The 13,825-nt window shown below is 58.6% G+C and carries 17 protein-coding genes; 13 read left to right on the forward strand and 4 right to left on the reverse strand.

Going from position 1 to position 13,825, the window contains the following annotated elements; all coding sequences use genetic code 11:
* Positions 1 to 154 precede the first annotated feature (154 nt).
* From sppA to arsC, 4 genes are all read right to left on the reverse strand, one after another.
* Positions 155 to 2,023, reverse strand: a complete 1,869-nt coding sequence (gene sppA / locus AU11_RS00295) for a signal peptide peptidase SppA (RefSeq protein WP_051686814.1) — start codon at positions 2,021 to 2,023, stop codon at positions 155 to 157.
* 236 nt (positions 2,024 to 2,259) lie between these two features.
* On the reverse strand, positions 2,260 to 2,670 hold the full coding sequence (locus tag AU11_RS00300; RefSeq protein WP_043315524.1) for a DUF2069 domain-containing protein: 411 nt from the start codon (positions 2,668 to 2,670) through the stop codon (positions 2,260 to 2,262).
* A complete protein-coding gene (gene wrbA, locus AU11_RS00305) occupies positions 2,663 to 3,277 on the reverse strand; it encodes an NAD(P)H:quinone oxidoreductase (RefSeq protein ID WP_043315525.1) in 615 nt (204 codons plus the stop codon). Before wrbA ends, AU11_RS00300 begins: the two co-directional genes overlap by 8 nt.
* Positions 3,277 to 3,621 carry an arsenate reductase (glutaredoxin) gene (gene arsC, locus AU11_RS00310; RefSeq protein WP_043315528.1) on the reverse strand — a complete coding sequence of 115 codons (345 nt, stop codon included), beginning with the start codon at positions 3,619 to 3,621 and terminating at the stop codon, positions 3,277 to 3,279. The genes wrbA and arsC overlap by 1 nt, the downstream gene beginning before the upstream one ends.
* A gap of 183 nt (positions 3,622 to 3,804) precedes the next feature.
* Between arsC and AU11_RS00315 the strand changes: the two genes are divergently transcribed.
* The 13 genes from AU11_RS00315 (at position 3,805) to AU11_RS00375 (ending at position 13,793) form a co-directional block, all read left to right on the forward strand.
* Positions 3,805 to 5,196, forward strand: coding sequence for a YihY family inner membrane protein (locus AU11_RS00315; protein ID WP_043317754.1), 1,392 nt, complete (start codon positions 3,805 to 3,807; stop codon positions 5,194 to 5,196).
* Entirely contained in the window at positions 5,153 to 5,644 is a 492-nt protein-coding gene (locus AU11_RS00320) for a TlpA disulfide reductase family protein (protein ID WP_081847846.1), read from the forward strand. Before AU11_RS00315 ends, AU11_RS00320 begins: the two co-directional genes overlap by 44 nt.
* A gap of 131 nt (positions 5,645 to 5,775) precedes the next feature.
* Complete coding sequence (locus AU11_RS00325) at positions 5,776 to 7,170, forward strand: L-cystine transporter (protein ID WP_043315530.1); 1,395 nt, start codon at positions 5,776 to 5,778, stop codon at positions 7,168 to 7,170.
* 109 nt (positions 7,171 to 7,279) lie between these two features.
* Complete coding sequence (locus tag AU11_RS00330; RefSeq protein ID WP_051686816.1) at positions 7,280 to 7,729, forward strand: hypothetical protein; 450 nt, start codon at positions 7,280 to 7,282, stop codon at positions 7,727 to 7,729.
* Positions 7,730 to 7,832: 103 nt separating this feature from the next.
* Positions 7,833 to 8,360 carry an RNA polymerase sigma factor gene (locus AU11_RS00335; protein ID WP_043315532.1) on the forward strand — a complete coding sequence of 176 codons (528 nt, stop codon included), beginning with the start codon at positions 7,833 to 7,835 and terminating at the stop codon, positions 8,358 to 8,360.
* Positions 8,357 to 8,731 (forward strand): hypothetical protein, encoded by a 375-nt coding sequence (locus AU11_RS00340; protein ID WP_043315534.1) that lies wholly within the window; start codon positions 8,357 to 8,359, stop codon positions 8,729 to 8,731. The genes AU11_RS00335 and AU11_RS00340 overlap by 4 nt, the downstream gene beginning before the upstream one ends.
* On the forward strand, positions 8,724 to 9,032 hold the full coding sequence (locus AU11_RS18415) for a hypothetical protein (protein ID WP_043315537.1): 309 nt from the start codon (positions 8,724 to 8,726) through the stop codon (positions 9,030 to 9,032). The genes AU11_RS00340 and AU11_RS18415 overlap by 8 nt, the downstream gene beginning before the upstream one ends.
* On the forward strand, positions 9,025 to 9,543 hold the full coding sequence (locus AU11_RS00350; protein WP_051686817.1) for a DUF3106 domain-containing protein: 519 nt from the start codon (positions 9,025 to 9,027) through the stop codon (positions 9,541 to 9,543). Before AU11_RS18415 ends, AU11_RS00350 begins: the two co-directional genes overlap by 8 nt.
* Positions 9,544 to 9,766: 223 nt before the next feature.
* Positions 9,767 to 10,390, forward strand: a complete 624-nt coding sequence (locus AU11_RS00355) for a glycine zipper 2TM domain-containing protein (RefSeq protein WP_043315540.1) — start codon at positions 9,767 to 9,769, stop codon at positions 10,388 to 10,390.
* A 49-nt stretch (positions 10,391 to 10,439) separates the two neighbouring features.
* Positions 10,440 to 10,772, forward strand: a complete 333-nt coding sequence (locus AU11_RS00360) for a PepSY domain-containing protein (protein WP_043315542.1) — start codon at positions 10,440 to 10,442, stop codon at positions 10,770 to 10,772.
* Between the two features lie 53 nt (positions 10,773 to 10,825).
* The gene (locus tag AU11_RS00365; protein WP_043315544.1) at positions 10,826 to 11,500 is read left to right on the forward strand and encodes a response regulator transcription factor; all 675 of its coding nucleotides are present in this window, start codon (positions 10,826 to 10,828) and stop codon (positions 11,498 to 11,500) included.
* A 59-nt stretch (positions 11,501 to 11,559) separates the two neighbouring features.
* Positions 11,560 to 12,927, forward strand: a complete 1,368-nt coding sequence (locus AU11_RS00370) for an ATP-binding protein (RefSeq protein WP_231491371.1) — start codon at positions 11,560 to 11,562, stop codon at positions 12,925 to 12,927.
* 29 nt (positions 12,928 to 12,956) lie between these two features.
* Complete coding sequence (locus AU11_RS00375; RefSeq protein WP_043315546.1) at positions 12,957 to 13,793, forward strand: polysaccharide deacetylase family protein; 837 nt, start codon at positions 12,957 to 12,959, stop codon at positions 13,791 to 13,793.
* The last annotated feature ends 32 nt before the right edge of the window (positions 13,794 to 13,825 follow it).

Here is a 13,825-nt window from a genome sequence, read left to right on the forward strand (position 1 = left end):
ATCTTTTAGTTCGGATTTGTCGGGCCAGAAATGTGCGGAACCTGCATCGTATTGGTGAGCACACTGCAGGCTAATTTTATGATTGCACCGCAGTGGTGCGCGCAGGAGGGAGGGAAAGCCCCACCGGCACAGCCGGTGAGGCTTTAAAAGGCGATCAGGGCGCGGAGCACCCCAGGCAGCGCGCATAGAGTGCGCGGGGATCTTTAAAGGTTTGCAGTTCCGCCAGGGGCTGTACCGCCGGACGAACGCTGTTCAGCCAGGCACCCAGCGGCAGGTTGCGCTCCACGCTGGCAGAGACATGGGCGTCCACATTTTCCGCCAGGGCGCGCATGATTTTTTCGCTCGGGGTCAGCTCGCGCTGAATTTCCATCACTTCATACTTTTCCAGCTCGGCCAGCTGCGCGGCATCGGCGATGGCATCGTTGAGGTTGCCCAGTTCATCTACCAGACCCAGTTCGTGGGCGGCGCGGCCGGTCCAGACCTGGCCCTGGGCGATTTTATGAATTTCCTCCGGCGTACTGTTGCGCGCTTCCGCGACCAACTGCAGGAATTGCGCGTAGGTGTGCTCCACGCCCTGTTGCAGGATGTTTGCGGCGGCCTCTGGCAGGGCGCGGTCGAGGCGCATGGTGCCCGCTAGTTCGGTGGTGCCCACGCCGTCGTTGTAGATGCCCAGGTGTTCCAGGGAGTCTTCGAAAGTGGGGAAGGCGCCAAACACACCAATGGAGCCGGTAATGGTGGAGGGGGATGCCCAGATGCGATCGCCGCCGGCAGAAATCCAGTAGCCACCGGAGGCGGCGACGCTGCCCATGGAGATCACTACGGGAATACCGGCTTCGCGGGTAGCGAGTAGCTCCTGGCGAATGGCCTCGGAAGCGAAGGCGGAGCCGCCGGGGCTGTCAATACGCAGTACCAGCGCCTTGACGTTTTTCTCGCGGGCCTCGGCAATCAGTTTACCGAGCGTGGTACTACCGATCTGTCCCGCAGGCGCTTCGCCATCGATGATGGCGCCGGCGGCACTGATCAGGCCAATTTTATCTTTCTGCAGACGGGGGTCCGGCAGGTTGGTGAGTTTGACCTGACGCAGGTAATCGTGGGCGTAGATGCCGCTGTACTGGGATTTGTCGTCGTTGGCGACGCCAACCACTTCCTGCAGCTCTTCGATGGCGGCGCGGCGGGTGAGCAGCTTGTCGACAAACTTGTTGGCCAGTGCGGCCTTGGCCCAGCTTCCGCCTTCTGCGCGTAGGTTTTGCGGCAGGTCGGCAATGTAGCTGTCGATGGCGTTGGGCGGCAGGTTGCGCAGGCCGGTGACCTGTTCGGTGTACTCGTTCCACAGCTGGTGCAACCAGCGGGCGTTGTTTTCCCGGGAGGCGGGAGACATGTCGTCGCGGGTGTAGGGTTCGATAAAGTCTTTGTAATCGCCCACACGGAACACGTGGAAGTTGATTTTCAGCTTATCCAGGGCGCTTTTGTAGTAGTTGCGGTAGCTGCCGAAGCCGGTGAGCAGTAGGGAGCCCATGGGGTTCATGTAGACCTTGTCGGCGTGGCTGGCGAGGAAGTACTGCCCCTGGGTGTAGTTGTCGCCGATGGCGTAGACCGGTTTTTCACTGGCTTTGAAGCGCTGTACGGCTTCGCCGACTTCTTCGAGTTTGCTGAGGCTGGCGCCGGCGAGGTGATCGAGTTCGAGCACGAGTGCGCTGATACGGTTGTCGTTGGCGGCGGCGTCGATGGCGTCGACGAGGTCTTTTACGCGGGTTTCCGGTGGTGAGGCGGGGCCGCCCAGGAAACTGGGAACGCCACTGGGTTGGCTGACTTCGTCGACGAGGAAGCCGCCGGGGGCAACTTTGAGGGCGCCGCCCTGGGGTACGGTGATGCGCTCTTCACCGCCGAAGATGGCCATGCCGATAAACAGGAGCAAAAGAAGGAAGAGGATGTTGGTGAATACCCGGCGCAGCCAGGTGATGGCTCCACCAATGGCGCCAAAAAAGCGACGAATAAGGCCGCGACGTCGTGTTGATTCGGTCAAACCTGAAACTCCTTGTTGTTCGGTCTATGGGGCTTCTTTCTTGTGGCCCTTGGAAGTTCTTAATTAGCACTGTGGCGTCACTACTGCCGGGTATAGCCTCGCGAGACACGGGCTAGGCGCCCCCCCTCAACCCATCCATGGGGGCTCTTCCGCGAGGTCCTTCTCGCGGAAGGTCTCACAAGGCTGTACCCGGTATCAGCGCCTTCGCACTGACTTTCAGTGCGATTAATAAGTGCTCAAGTGTTCGTGTTGTTACTTGCTTGGTTGTTTTGCAACTGCACCTGCCAACGGCTGGTCATCATTGCAGATACAAACAGAATAAGGCTCAAAGCGGTTAGCGCGCCATGCTGCCAGCCGCGTGTAGGCATCATTACGTCGACGATACCGGCGGTGATATAGAGCAGCAGGATAAAACATAGCCATAGATAGGCGCGTTGGTGCTGTTTGAGCAGGCCCGGCAATACCAGCAGCAGGGGGAAGGTCTGTAGTATCCACCACTTGAGTGAGCCGTCGAGGAACAGGTTCCATACCGCGAACAGTAGCAGAAGGCCGCCGTAGCAGAACCAGTTGAGCTTGCGCGCGACGTCCAGTTTGCGGGTGAGGCTGGTGGGGTCGATGGGTGTGCGCTGTTTTTTCTGTTTAGCCACGGTGGTCTCCCAGTTTTTCGGCGAGGGTGGCAATGCGTTTGCCGAGGGCGCGGCACAGGGTGGTTTCGTCGTGGCTCAGTTCGCCTTCATTGCCGCCGGCCCAGTGGGAGGCACCGTAGGGGGTGCCGCCGGTGGTGGTGTGCATGAGGGCGCCTTCGGAGTAGGGAATGCCGGCGATGATCATGCCGTGATGCATGAGCGGCAGCATCATGGAGAGCAGGGTGGTCTCCTGGCCGCCATGGAGGCTGCCGGTGGAGGTGAATACGGCGGCGGGTTTGCCGCTTAGGCTGCCGTCGAGCCACATGTCGCTGGTCTGATCCAGGAAGTAGCGCAGGGGCGAGGCCATATTGCCGAAGCGGGTGGGGCTGCCCATGAGCAGGCCCGCGCATTTACGTAGGTCGTCGGCGGTGCAAAAGGGGGCGCCGCTGTCGGGTACCGGCGGTTCGCTGGCTTCGGTGTTGGGGGAAACCGCGGGCACGGTGCGCAGGCGGGCTTCCAGTCCGGTTTCTTCAATACCGCGACCGAGTTCCGCGGCCATTTTGGCGGTGGCTCCGTTACGGCTGTAATAAAGAACAAGGATGTACGGTGCAGTTGGTGCGGAAGCCACTAGATCAGCTCCAGCACATTTTCCGGCGGGCGGCCGAGTACGGCTTTATTGCCCTTGATGACGATGGGGCGCTCGATCAGTTTGGGGTGACTTACCATGGCGTCGATCAGAGCCGCGTCGCTGTGGGCGGCGTCTTTGAGGTTGAGCTCTTTGTAGGCGTCTTCCCCTTTGCGTAGCAGGTCCCGCGGGGCAATGCCCAATTTGCCGAGGATGTCTTTCAGCGCTTCAGCGTCTGGCGGGGTTTCCAGGTAGAGCACGATTTCCGGCTCGATATTGTTTTCCTGCAGCAGTTGCAGGGTCTGGCGAGATTTTGAACAGCGGGGGTTATGGTAGATCGTCCACATCGAAAGCGTATCCTGTTAAGGTTTGGCGTATTCTAACAGCACTCTGTTAGTCGTCTACGCTGAGGTATGGCGTACTTTTTAGACAAAATACACGGATTTACCCGCCAGATTCACCGGAAAATGGCGGACAGCTCCTCTTTGAAAAAATGGTTTGGCAAGCCGTATAACAAACTGAGAAGACCCATGACTGAAATGGTGCACCGCTGGCGGCGCTTTTTTACTTCCCTGTGGACCGTATTCAACGAAAAGAACTGCAGACAGAATGCGGCGGCGCTCACTTATATGACGCTGTTCGCCATAGTGCCACTGGTAACGGTGAGCTATGCCATGCTGTCACTGTTTCCGGATTTCGCGGGGCTCGAGAGCAAGATTCAGCACCAGATCTTTTCCCACTTTGTGCCGGAAAGCGGGCGCGAGGTGCAGGAGTACATCAACAGTTTTTCCACCCAGGCCCAGCGCCTTACCGGGGTGGGTATCGGCCTGCTGCTACTGACCGCGGGTTTTATGCTGAAGAATATCGAGAACACCTTTAATGCCATCTGGGATATTCCCAAGGGGCGCCGGGGTGTCTCCAGCTTCCTGCTGTACTGGGCGATCCTGAGCCTGGGGCCGATTCTGCTCGGTGCCGGTATGGCTGCCACCACTTATCTCTTCTCTCAAAAAGTACTCGCCCAGAACGACAGCCTCGGACTACTGCCGATAGTGTTGCGGGTATTGCCCTGGGTATTTACCGCCATCGCGTTCACGCTGTTGTTTGTTGCGGTTCCCAACTGCCGGGTGCCGTTGCGCCACGGTCTCGCCGGGGGGGTGATTACCGCGTTTGCCTTTGAGGCGGCCAAGTATCTGTTTGGTGCCATTGTCGCGCGCAGCTCGGTACAGGCGATTTACGGTGCCTTCGCCTTTGTGCCCATGTTCCTGATCTGGATCTACCTGATGTGGATGATTGTGTTGGCGGGTTGTGTGCTGGTGCGGACTCTGTCGGCCTATCACGCGGCGGCCCAGGGGCGAAATTACTCCGATCTGGTGGCGACGCTTTCCATCCTGTGGAAGTTTTTCAGCAAGTATCAGCAGGGCCAGACCATCAGCGATCAGGATATTTCCCGCGTAGGGATACGCCCCGCCCAGTGGCGCCGTATCCGGGAAGTTTTGCAGAACAACAAGGTGATCGGGCAGACAGACCGCAACGATTACGTTCTGGTGCGGGATCTGGATTCAGTCACTCTGCAGCAGATGCTGGACTGGCTGCACCCGGCGCCGGTACCGGAGAGCGGTCACCGCGAGTTGCAGGTGCGCCCCTGGTACCGAGACGTGGAAACCCGTTTCCGCGAGGCGCGGGAGTTCTCCCGCGAGCATCTGTCGCAGAGCCTTGGGGACCTGTTCCGGGAGTCCATGTCCAAGGAGATGCTGGAGAAAACCGTGGATACCGGCAATCTGGAACCGGCCAAGCTGCCTGCTTCGGTGGAAACGGTGGACGATTCCGTCGACAACAAATCCAGCGCTAGCAAATCTGCCAACAAGGGAAGCAGCCGCAATGCCCGTAGTAGCAAGTCGTCCAGCAAAACGGCCAAATCTTAACCCGGTTGCCGCGCTACTGTTGCTGATCGCGCTGGCAATTGGCGGTTGCGAATCCCGTAGTGGCGGGCTTACCGCACTGAATGGCGACCGACTGGAGACCGGCGGCAAGGTGCTGCTGGTGAATTACTGGGCCGAGTGGTGTGCCCCGTGTCGAGAGGAAATACCCGAGCTCAATGATTTTTATCGCGAGCATGGTGAGCAGGTACTGGTGCTGGGGATCAATTTTGATCAGCCGCCCGCGGAGGAAGTACAACGCCAGGCAGAAAAGTTTGGCATCGCCTTCCCGCTGCTCGCCGCGGCACCGGAAGGTCGCTGGGGGCAGGCGGTTCCTCAGGTTCTGCCATCTACCTTCATTATTGATCGCAATGGCCAGTGGCGGCGTACCCTGGTAGGGCCGCAGACGGCCACCTCGCTGCAGGAAGCAATCCGTCCTTATCTGGAGCAGTAGGTCGCCGCGCAATCAGCCGCCGCGCTTGCTTCTACCGGTATAACCAAAGCGTCTTTTAGGGAAAACTGCGCCAGCTGTTAGGATGTCTGCGATTTTTTAACCTCGAACACGCAAACTGGGACTCAAATTCAATGCAATTGGGTGCATTTCTACTGCTGGCGTTTTACCTGTTCCTTCTCTGGCCTCTGGCGCGCTGGCACCGCAGTCGCGACTCCCTGGCTCCGGCGGTATTTGCCGGCTTGTTGCTGGGCGTATTGCTGGGTGGCTTTATGCACCTGGCGGAAGGCTGGGGCGTGGATGTGCCCTGGGTGTTGGACTGGGTGGGGCTGATTGGTGACGGCTATGTAAACCTTTTGCATTTGCTGGTGATGCCGCTGGTGCTGATTTCGATTCTGGGAGCGGTGGTAAAGGTCAGTAATACCCGCTCGCTGGGCAAGATCAGCGTATCCGTGCTGGCAGTTCTACTCGGTACCACTGCCATCGCCGCATTGATCGGCGTAATGATCGCCCACCTGTTTGGCCTTTCTGCCGAGGGGCTGGTGGAAGGCGCGCGGGAAGCGGCACGAGCGGAAGTGCTCAACGAGCGCATCGGTCGTGTCAGCGACCTCAGTATTCCGGAAATTCTGACTTCATTTATCCCGCGCAATATTTTTGCCGACCTCGCGGGCCAGCGGGACACTTCGGTGATTGCCGTGGTGGTCTTTGCGGTATTGCTGGGGCTGGCGGCACTGGCGGTGCGTAGGGAAAACCCGGAGCAGGGCGCGGCTATCGAACATTTCGTTTCCGTGGCTCAAGCCTGGGTAATGAAGCTGGTGCGCCTGATTATGGCGTTTACCCCGTACGGCGTAATGGCGCTGGTCACGGCGCTGGTGGCCAAATCCAGCTGGGCGGATATCTTCAACCTGTTCAATTTCGTGTTGGCCTCATTTGTCGCCATTGCGCTGATGTTTGTGGTGCACGCGGTGCTCCTACTGGTGAACGGCATTAGCCCTTTGCACTATTTCGCCAAGGTATGGCCGGTGCTGGTGTTTGCCTTCAGCTCCCGTTCCAGTGCAGCGACGATTCCGTTGAACGTGGAAACCCAGATCGACGAGCTGAAAAACTCCCCGGCCATTGCTAACTTTTCTGCCTCCTTTGGGGCAACCATCGGCCAGAATGGTTGTGCAGGTATTTATCCTGCGATGCTGGCGGTAATGGTGGCGGTACCATTAGGGATCAATGTGTTTGACCCGGTCTGGTTGGCCTCTCTTATTGCCGTCATTGTGATCAGCTCTTTTGGTATTGCCGGCGTCGGCGGCGGCGCAACCTTTGCGGCTCTTGTGGTGCTGCCTGCCATGGGGCTGCCGGTACAGATAGCCGCGCTGCTGATTTCTGTGGAGCCGCTGATTGATATGGCGCGCACCGCGCTCAATGTGAATGGTGCCATGACTGCCGGCACCCTGACTCAGCGCTGGCTGGGTGATAGTACGGGTGAAAGCAGCGGTGGCGATGACCACGGCAGAGAAGAAGCGAGCGAAGCCAGTTAATCCAAAATTTTTTCATCGTTGTGTCAACCAATAGCGCACCCGTGCGTTTTGATAAGAGAACAGAGCAGTTCTCACCCGTACAGCGGGGAATACAACAAGGAAACCACCGATGAAACTGATCAATAAATCGACTCTCTTTTTCACTGCAACCATGCTGTTTTCCGGCGCCGCACTGGCCGAAGATGGCGAGGCGCTGTCGAAGCACCTGGATAACAAGGGCGACCGTATAGAAAATCGTCTGGACCGCCGCGGTGATCGCATCGATAGCCGTCTGGATAATAAAGGTGATCGCATCGACAACCGGCTCGACAACAAGGGCGACCGGATCGATAACCGGCTGGACCGGGCCTCGGAACGCGCCGAAGCCAACGGCAACGATAAGCGGGCCACCTATCTGGACAAAAAGGGCGACCGTATTGATCGACGTTTGGACCGCAAGGGCGACAAAATCGACAATCGCCTGGATCGCAAGGGCGATCGTATTGACCGTCGCCTCGACCGCAAGGGACAAGGTATTGACCGGCGTATGGACCGTCGCAGTCAGCGCGTGAAAAAATAATCACCGCGTTCAGGGCGGTGCTAAGAAACCAGCGCTTGTCCTGATTGAAACAATCACATTGATGCTCACAAGACACCTCTCGGAAAAGGGTGCCGCGCACTGCATGGATCAATTTCTTGCCTCGGTGGAAAAGCGAGCCTATTCCATGGCAGCCATGGCGGTAGGAAACCGCGAAGATGCATTGGACATCGTACAGGATGCGATGTTTGCTCTGGTGCGCCGATACAGCCACAAACAGCGGGAGCAATGGCGCCCGCTGTTTTTTACCATTCTCAATAACCGCATCACCGACTGGCACCGCCGCCACAAAATGGTTTCCCGCTGGCAACTGTTGCGAGAAAAGTTTGCCGGTGATGATGGTGACGAAGACGGCTTTGATCCGGGCATTCTCGAAGACACCGCTGGTCCGAGACCGGAGCAGGGCGTTTTTTCCCAATACACCCTCGACGCGATTGAAGCGGCGGTCGGTCGTTTGCCACCTCGTCAACAACAGGCGTTTTTACTGCGCTGCGTGGAGGGCTTCGATATCACCGAAACGGCTAGCGTCATGGCGTGCAGTGCCGGTAGTGTAAAAACCCACCTTTCACGGGCGCTCGCCGCCCTGCGTACACAATTGGAGGAAGTGCGATGAGCTCGTCAAAAGATCGAGCAAACGGTCACAGTGACCAGGGGAAACTGATTGCCGGAACCCGTGAGGTGATGAGCCGCCGTGATGAATCTATCGACGGGGAAACCCTGTCCCGCCTGCGCCGCGCGCGCTCGGCTGCGCTAGACGCCAGACCCGGCTTGCGTCCACGCACAGGTCTGTGGTTACCCGCAAGCCTGGCATCTACGGCGGCTGCAGTGGCAGTGGTATTACTGCTGGAGCAATATCACGCTTCTCAGGCAAAGGAGGTGGATTTTCTTGCGGACGCTTGGATTCTGGATGAGGAGGCGGAATTGGAACTGATCGAAGATGTGGAGTTTTACCAGTGGCTGGCAGAGGAAGAGCTGGATGGCTAATCGTGCTGGCCGCTACTTTCAAAAGCGCCTGGGCAAGCCGCGGCTATCGCGCCTGGTTTTGGCCTGGACGCTGTTGGCGTTTCCCGCGGCATTTGCCAACGAATCACTGGATGAAGATTTTTTACTGTTCCTGTCCGACTGGACCGATGATACCGGCGAGTTTGTTTCGCCCAGCGACATGGACGAAAGTTGGGCCGGTGCATCCGTATACGCGGAACCCCAATCGCCGCAGGCACCATCCCAGCAAGCGGCAGACGCCGAACAGGGAGAGCAGAACAAGCAAGGTGAGCCAGATGAGTAACGCCACAATGCGAATGAAAGTACAGAGGGTACGAAAAGAGTTGCGCCGCGGTTTCGGATTTCCCTTGCTGCTAGCGCTGGTTTTGACGGCGATGAGTAGTCTGACCTGGGCAGATCCCGTGACCTGGCAGCAATTGAGCGAGAGTGAGCGTCAGCTGCTGCAACGATTCGAGAACCGCTGGAATGAATTCACTCCGGAGCAGCAGGCACGCCTGCGCCAGGGGGCGGAGCGCTGGACCTCCATGACCCCGGAGCAGCGCCAGCGGGCGCGCCAGGAGTTTGGCAAATGGCAGCGGCTTACCCCTGAACAACGGGAGAAACTGCGTGACGCCTACCGACGCTTCAAGGCCCTGCCGCTGGAGCAGCGGCAGAAAATCCGAGAGGCCCGCCAGCGCTTTCGTCAACTGTCACCGGAGCGGCAGCGGCGCCTGCGTGAGCGCTGGCAGAATATGACCCCGGAACAGCGCCAGCGATTTCGGGCGCGCCGCCAGCGCAAGGAGTCGAGTGATTGACCGCTTAAGGGCTACTGCCGATAGTGCTCCCGCGGCAAAGCGCTCAATGGCCGGAGGCATAGCCCCGCGCAATTTTTCCGCAGAGTTCAGTTTCGATTCAGCCTGTCCCTCGTAAAGTGCTCCCATCGGCCGCTTGTGGCCACAACGAGGCACCCGGTAGCGACTAAATGCAGCTCATGGTCACGCCAGGGCGCCAGAGTCCGGGTCTCTGGGAGTACTGAATATGGCGACAGTAAACAATTGGTTACAGCAGTTGGCATTTGCCGGTCTCACCGCCGCTCTGGTGGGCGTCAGTGTTTCGGCTACCGCCGGTGAAAGCGGCTATCCCGAGCCGTATGAAGGCCAGTACGTGGGCCAGCAGGGCTATCACTATGCCACGGTTACGGGCGTTACCCCCATTTACAATGATATCCGCGTAGTTGAACCCAGAACCCAATGCTGGGACCAGACCGTCACCTACCAGCAACCTTCACCCGCCGGCGCCATTATTGGCGGCCTTGTGGGCGCGGCTGTGGGCCGCAATGTGGTGAAGGGGCACAAGCATCGAAACTATCGTCATTACGGCCGCCATCACTATCGCCACCACCACCGCGCCAACAAGGGCGCGGGTATGGTAGCGGGCGCTGCGGTGGGCGCGATTATTGGCAGTGCCATCAGCCGCCATCAGGCGCCGGTGCAATACGGCACCGAGCAACGCTGCCAGGTAGTGGAAGAAGTGAGCACCCGCCGGGAACTGATCGGCTACGACGTGAACTACCGTTACAACGGCCAGGAATATCTGATTCGCACTGACCACCATCCTGGCGATAGAATTCGGGTTCGCGTAGACGTCACGCCGGTATTGTGACCAAAAAGTGTCCATTCAGCGGCGAAGTGGAATTGACAGGAGCAGATTAGTGAAAGTTGCATTGGTTTGTCTGTGGGTGGCCATTCTGGTTGCCGCGCCGGTTTCCGCATCCTCGCGGTATCAGGTGGATACACCTGCCCCTCGGATCGCCAGCGTTCACAAACTGCATATGCAGCCTCTGGCCAGTTTTCGGGTGCAGAACAAGGGCATTTCCAAAAATGAGGCCGCCGCGATCGTAAAGCGGCAGTTCGGCGGCAAGATTCTGGCGATCAGTGAGGTCCAGCGAAAAGGCAAAGCTGCCTACCGGGTTAAGGGACTTTCTGACCAGAGTCAGGTCTATGTCGTATTCGTCGATAAACAGAGTGGGCGTATCTCCCGTTAAACGACCACTCGCCCGCAGAACAACTGCCGAATAGAATTGACCGAGGAACAACCATGCGCGCACTGCTGGTGGAAGATGAGCACGCCTTGCGTGAACAATTGGCGACCTCCCTGCGCAAGGGGGGGTACACTGTTGACGAAGCGCCAGACGGGGAAGAAGCCCTGTATCTGGGGCGAGAATTTCCCTACGACGTCGCGGTGATGGACTTGGGGCTGCCCAAGGTGGACGGTATCCAGGTGATCGAGACCCTGCGCAAGGAGTCCCGTCATTTCCCGATTCTGATCCTTACGGCTCGCGGCCACTGGCAGGAACGGGTGCGCGGACTGGAAGCCGGTGGTGATGACTATCTCACCAAACCCTTTCACACCGAAGAACTGCTGGCCCGACTCAACGCACTGGTGCGCCGCTCTGCAGGATTTTCCTCGCCTACCATCAATGCGGGCCCCATCGAGCTGGATACCAGCGCCCAGCGGGTAAAGGTCTCCGGCAGTGAGCTGGAACTCACTTCGTTCGAATACAAGGTACTTGAATACCTGATGCTGCACCCGGATGAAGTGGTATCCAAGACCACCCTTACCGAACATATCTACGAGCAGGACTGTGACCGCGACAGCAATGTCATCGAAGTGTTTATTGGCCGCCTGCGAAAAAAGCTGGATGCCGCCGGCGGCGTAAAACCGATCGAAACCCTGCGCGGGCGCGGTTACCGCTTTAGTCCGGCGGGCTGATGGACTGGTTGAGGCGGCTGCACCGCCCGCGGCAGCTGCTATTCCGTTGGGTACACTCTTTGTCCGGCCGTCTTTCTCTGATGGCGACACTGGTGCTGCTGGTCTTCCTGGCGGTATTTTCCGGGGTGTTGGAACGCGCGTTCCGTACCTCTCTGGACGAAGCCAAGGCGCGGGAGCTGCAGCTGCATGTTTACACCCTGCTGGCGGTGGCGGAGCCCGATGGTGATACCCTGCAGTTGCCTCTGAGCCTTCCAGAGCCCCGCTTCAACCAACCGGACTCGGGCCTGATCGGCGCGGTGATGGATGCCCGTGGTCGGGTAATCTGGCGCTCCCCCTCGGCACTCAGTCTGCCGAATTTTTCTGCCCTTCCTCTTCCCCTGCCATTACGCCAGGGCCAGCAGGTATTTGCCGAAGTGCAGATGCCAGACCTGAATCAGCCATACACCAGTTTTCGCCAGGGCATCGCCTGGGGACTGGATAACGAGCTGCAATTTACCTTTGTGGTACTGGAAGACGCGGCGCCGTTGTATGCCCAGCTCAAGCAGTTCAATACCACTCTGTGGCGTTGGCTGGGGGTTGGTTCTCTGGCGTTGATCGCAGTGCAATTGCTGGTGCTGCAATGGGGGCTGGCGCCGTTGCGCGGGCTGACCCGCGCGCTGAAAAACATGCAGCACGGCGGCGCCGATCGCCTGCAGGGCCACTTTCCCCAGGAGCTGGTTCCGCTTACCGATAACCTGAACCTGCTGATCGAGAATGAGCGCCGCCAGCGGGAAAAGACCCGGCACACTCTCGGTGATCTGGCGCACAGCCTGAAAACACCTCTGGCGGTATTGAAGGGCATGGACGTGGCGGCCGATCCAGAGGGTGCGCAGCGCGCTCTGGCAGAGCAGGTAGAGCGGATGGACAGTATTATCAGCTACCAGCTGAAACGGGCGGTTACGTCTTCACCCAAGTCGATCTTGCGCGGTGTGCCGGTGAAGCCCCTCGCGGAAAAAATTCTCTCGGCCCTGGACAAGGCCTATCGCCATAAAACGGTCGACGCGGAATTGCTATGTGATGACTCTGTGCTGTTTTATGGCGACGAGGGGGATCTGATGGAAATGCTCGGCAATCTTTTGGATAACGGATACAAGTACGGTGGTGGCAAACTTGTGGCAAAAATCCGAAATACCGAGGGTCGTCGCGGGCTCGAAATTATTGTCAGCGACAACGGCCCCGGCCTGTCCGAGTCCCAGTGGCAGCAGGTAATCCAGCGCGGTGTGCGCGCGGACCAGAAACAGCAGGGGCAGGGGATCGGGCTTGCGGTGGTGGTGGATATTGTGGAAAGTTACCACGGTACTATAGGCATAGTACCTCCTGCCCAACGGGATGATGAGTACTTCGGGGACGTGGATCTTGGGGGACTTACCCTGCGCGTCGCCCTTTAAAAAAGAAATAACAAGCAAATGGAGTTGGTATGTTTTTCCGATCACTCAAGAGGTCGTCGCGCAGCTTGACCGCTGCGTTGCTGATGGCCGGTTCTATCGCCGCATCGGCGTCTGCCACTGAGGTATCTTCACCCTGGCCTGGTGGTGCCGAAGTCGCAGTGGTACTGACCTATGATGACGCACTGGATTCCCATCTGGATGTGGCCATCCCCCAGCTAAACGAGCATAAACTCCCGGGCACCTTCTATTTGAGTGGCGCGCGCCCCTCAATCCGTATGCGCTTGCACGAGTGGCGCCGGGCCGCCCAGTCCGGCCACGAGCTCGGCAACCACATGCTTTACCATCCTTGCCGAAAATCCGTCGCCAATCGCAGCTGGGTAAAGCCCTGGCAGGACCTGGATAAATACACCCTGGAGCAGTTTATTGACGAAGTGCAGGCCACCAACAGCATGCTTGAGGCCATCGATGGTCAGCAGCAACGGACTTTCGCTTATCCCTGCGGCGATATGGTGGCCGGCGGGCAGGATGTGGTGCCGGAACTGAAAAAACTGGTACCGGCGGCGCGACTGTTTTCCGCTGATGGCCAACATCATCCCGATGACAGGGATTTTTACCGGGTGGCATCATTTGATGGCGCTGAGAAAAGCGCGGATGAATTGATCGCGGTGGTGGAAGCCGCGCGACAAAACAACAGCCTGGTGGGCTTTATGTTCCACGGTGTGGGTGGGGATTACATAACCGTATCGGAGGAAGACCATCAGGCGCTATTGGCGCACCTGGCGGCGCATCCGGGTCGCTACTGGGTGGCCACCATGCGCGAGGCGGTAGCGCATCTGAAGAAAGAGCAATTGCGACAAAACCGCTGACCTTCCATCGGTCTACGCCCACAGGGCGTAGA

The organism is Microbulbifer sp. HZ11, from assembly GCF_000708675.1.
Lineage (GTDB): Bacteria > Pseudomonadota > Gammaproteobacteria > Pseudomonadales > Cellvibrionaceae > Microbulbifer.

What these genes read in the sequence shown, in the direction of transcription:
- arsC (WP_043315528.1), bottom strand. Translation starts at nt 3,621, where the DNA reads ATGTGGACGATCTACCATAACCCCCGCTGTTCAAAATCTCGCCAGACC.
- AU11_RS00315 (WP_043317754.1), top strand. Translation starts at nt 3,805, where the DNA reads ATGACTGAAATGGTGCACCGCTGGCGGCGCTTTTTTACTTCCCTGTGG.
- AU11_RS00320 (WP_081847846.1), top strand. Translation starts at nt 5,153, where the DNA reads ATGCCCGTAGTAGCAAGTCGTCCAGCAAAACGGCCAAATCTTAACCCG.
- AU11_RS00325 (WP_043315530.1), top strand. Translation starts at nt 5,776, where the DNA reads ATGCAATTGGGTGCATTTCTACTGCTGGCGTTTTACCTGTTCCTTCTC.
- AU11_RS00330 (WP_051686816.1), top strand. Translation starts at nt 7,280, where the DNA reads ATGAAACTGATCAATAAATCGACTCTCTTTTTCACTGCAACCATGCTG.
- AU11_RS00335 (WP_043315532.1), top strand. Translation starts at nt 7,833, where the DNA reads ATGGATCAATTTCTTGCCTCGGTGGAAAAGCGAGCCTATTCCATGGCA.
- AU11_RS00340 (WP_043315534.1), top strand. Translation starts at nt 8,357, where the DNA reads ATGAGCTCGTCAAAAGATCGAGCAAACGGTCACAGTGACCAGGGGAAA.
- AU11_RS18415 (WP_043315537.1), top strand. Translation starts at nt 8,724, where the DNA reads ATGGCTAATCGTGCTGGCCGCTACTTTCAAAAGCGCCTGGGCAAGCCG.
- AU11_RS00350 (WP_051686817.1), top strand. Translation starts at nt 9,025, where the DNA reads ATGAGTAACGCCACAATGCGAATGAAAGTACAGAGGGTACGAAAAGAG.
- AU11_RS00355 (WP_043315540.1), top strand. Translation starts at nt 9,767, where the DNA reads ATGGCGACAGTAAACAATTGGTTACAGCAGTTGGCATTTGCCGGTCTC.
- AU11_RS00365 (WP_043315544.1), top strand. Translation starts at nt 10,826, where the DNA reads ATGCGCGCACTGCTGGTGGAAGATGAGCACGCCTTGCGTGAACAATTG.
- AU11_RS00375 (WP_043315546.1), top strand. Translation starts at nt 12,957, where the DNA reads ATGTTTTTCCGATCACTCAAGAGGTCGTCGCGCAGCTTGACCGCTGCG.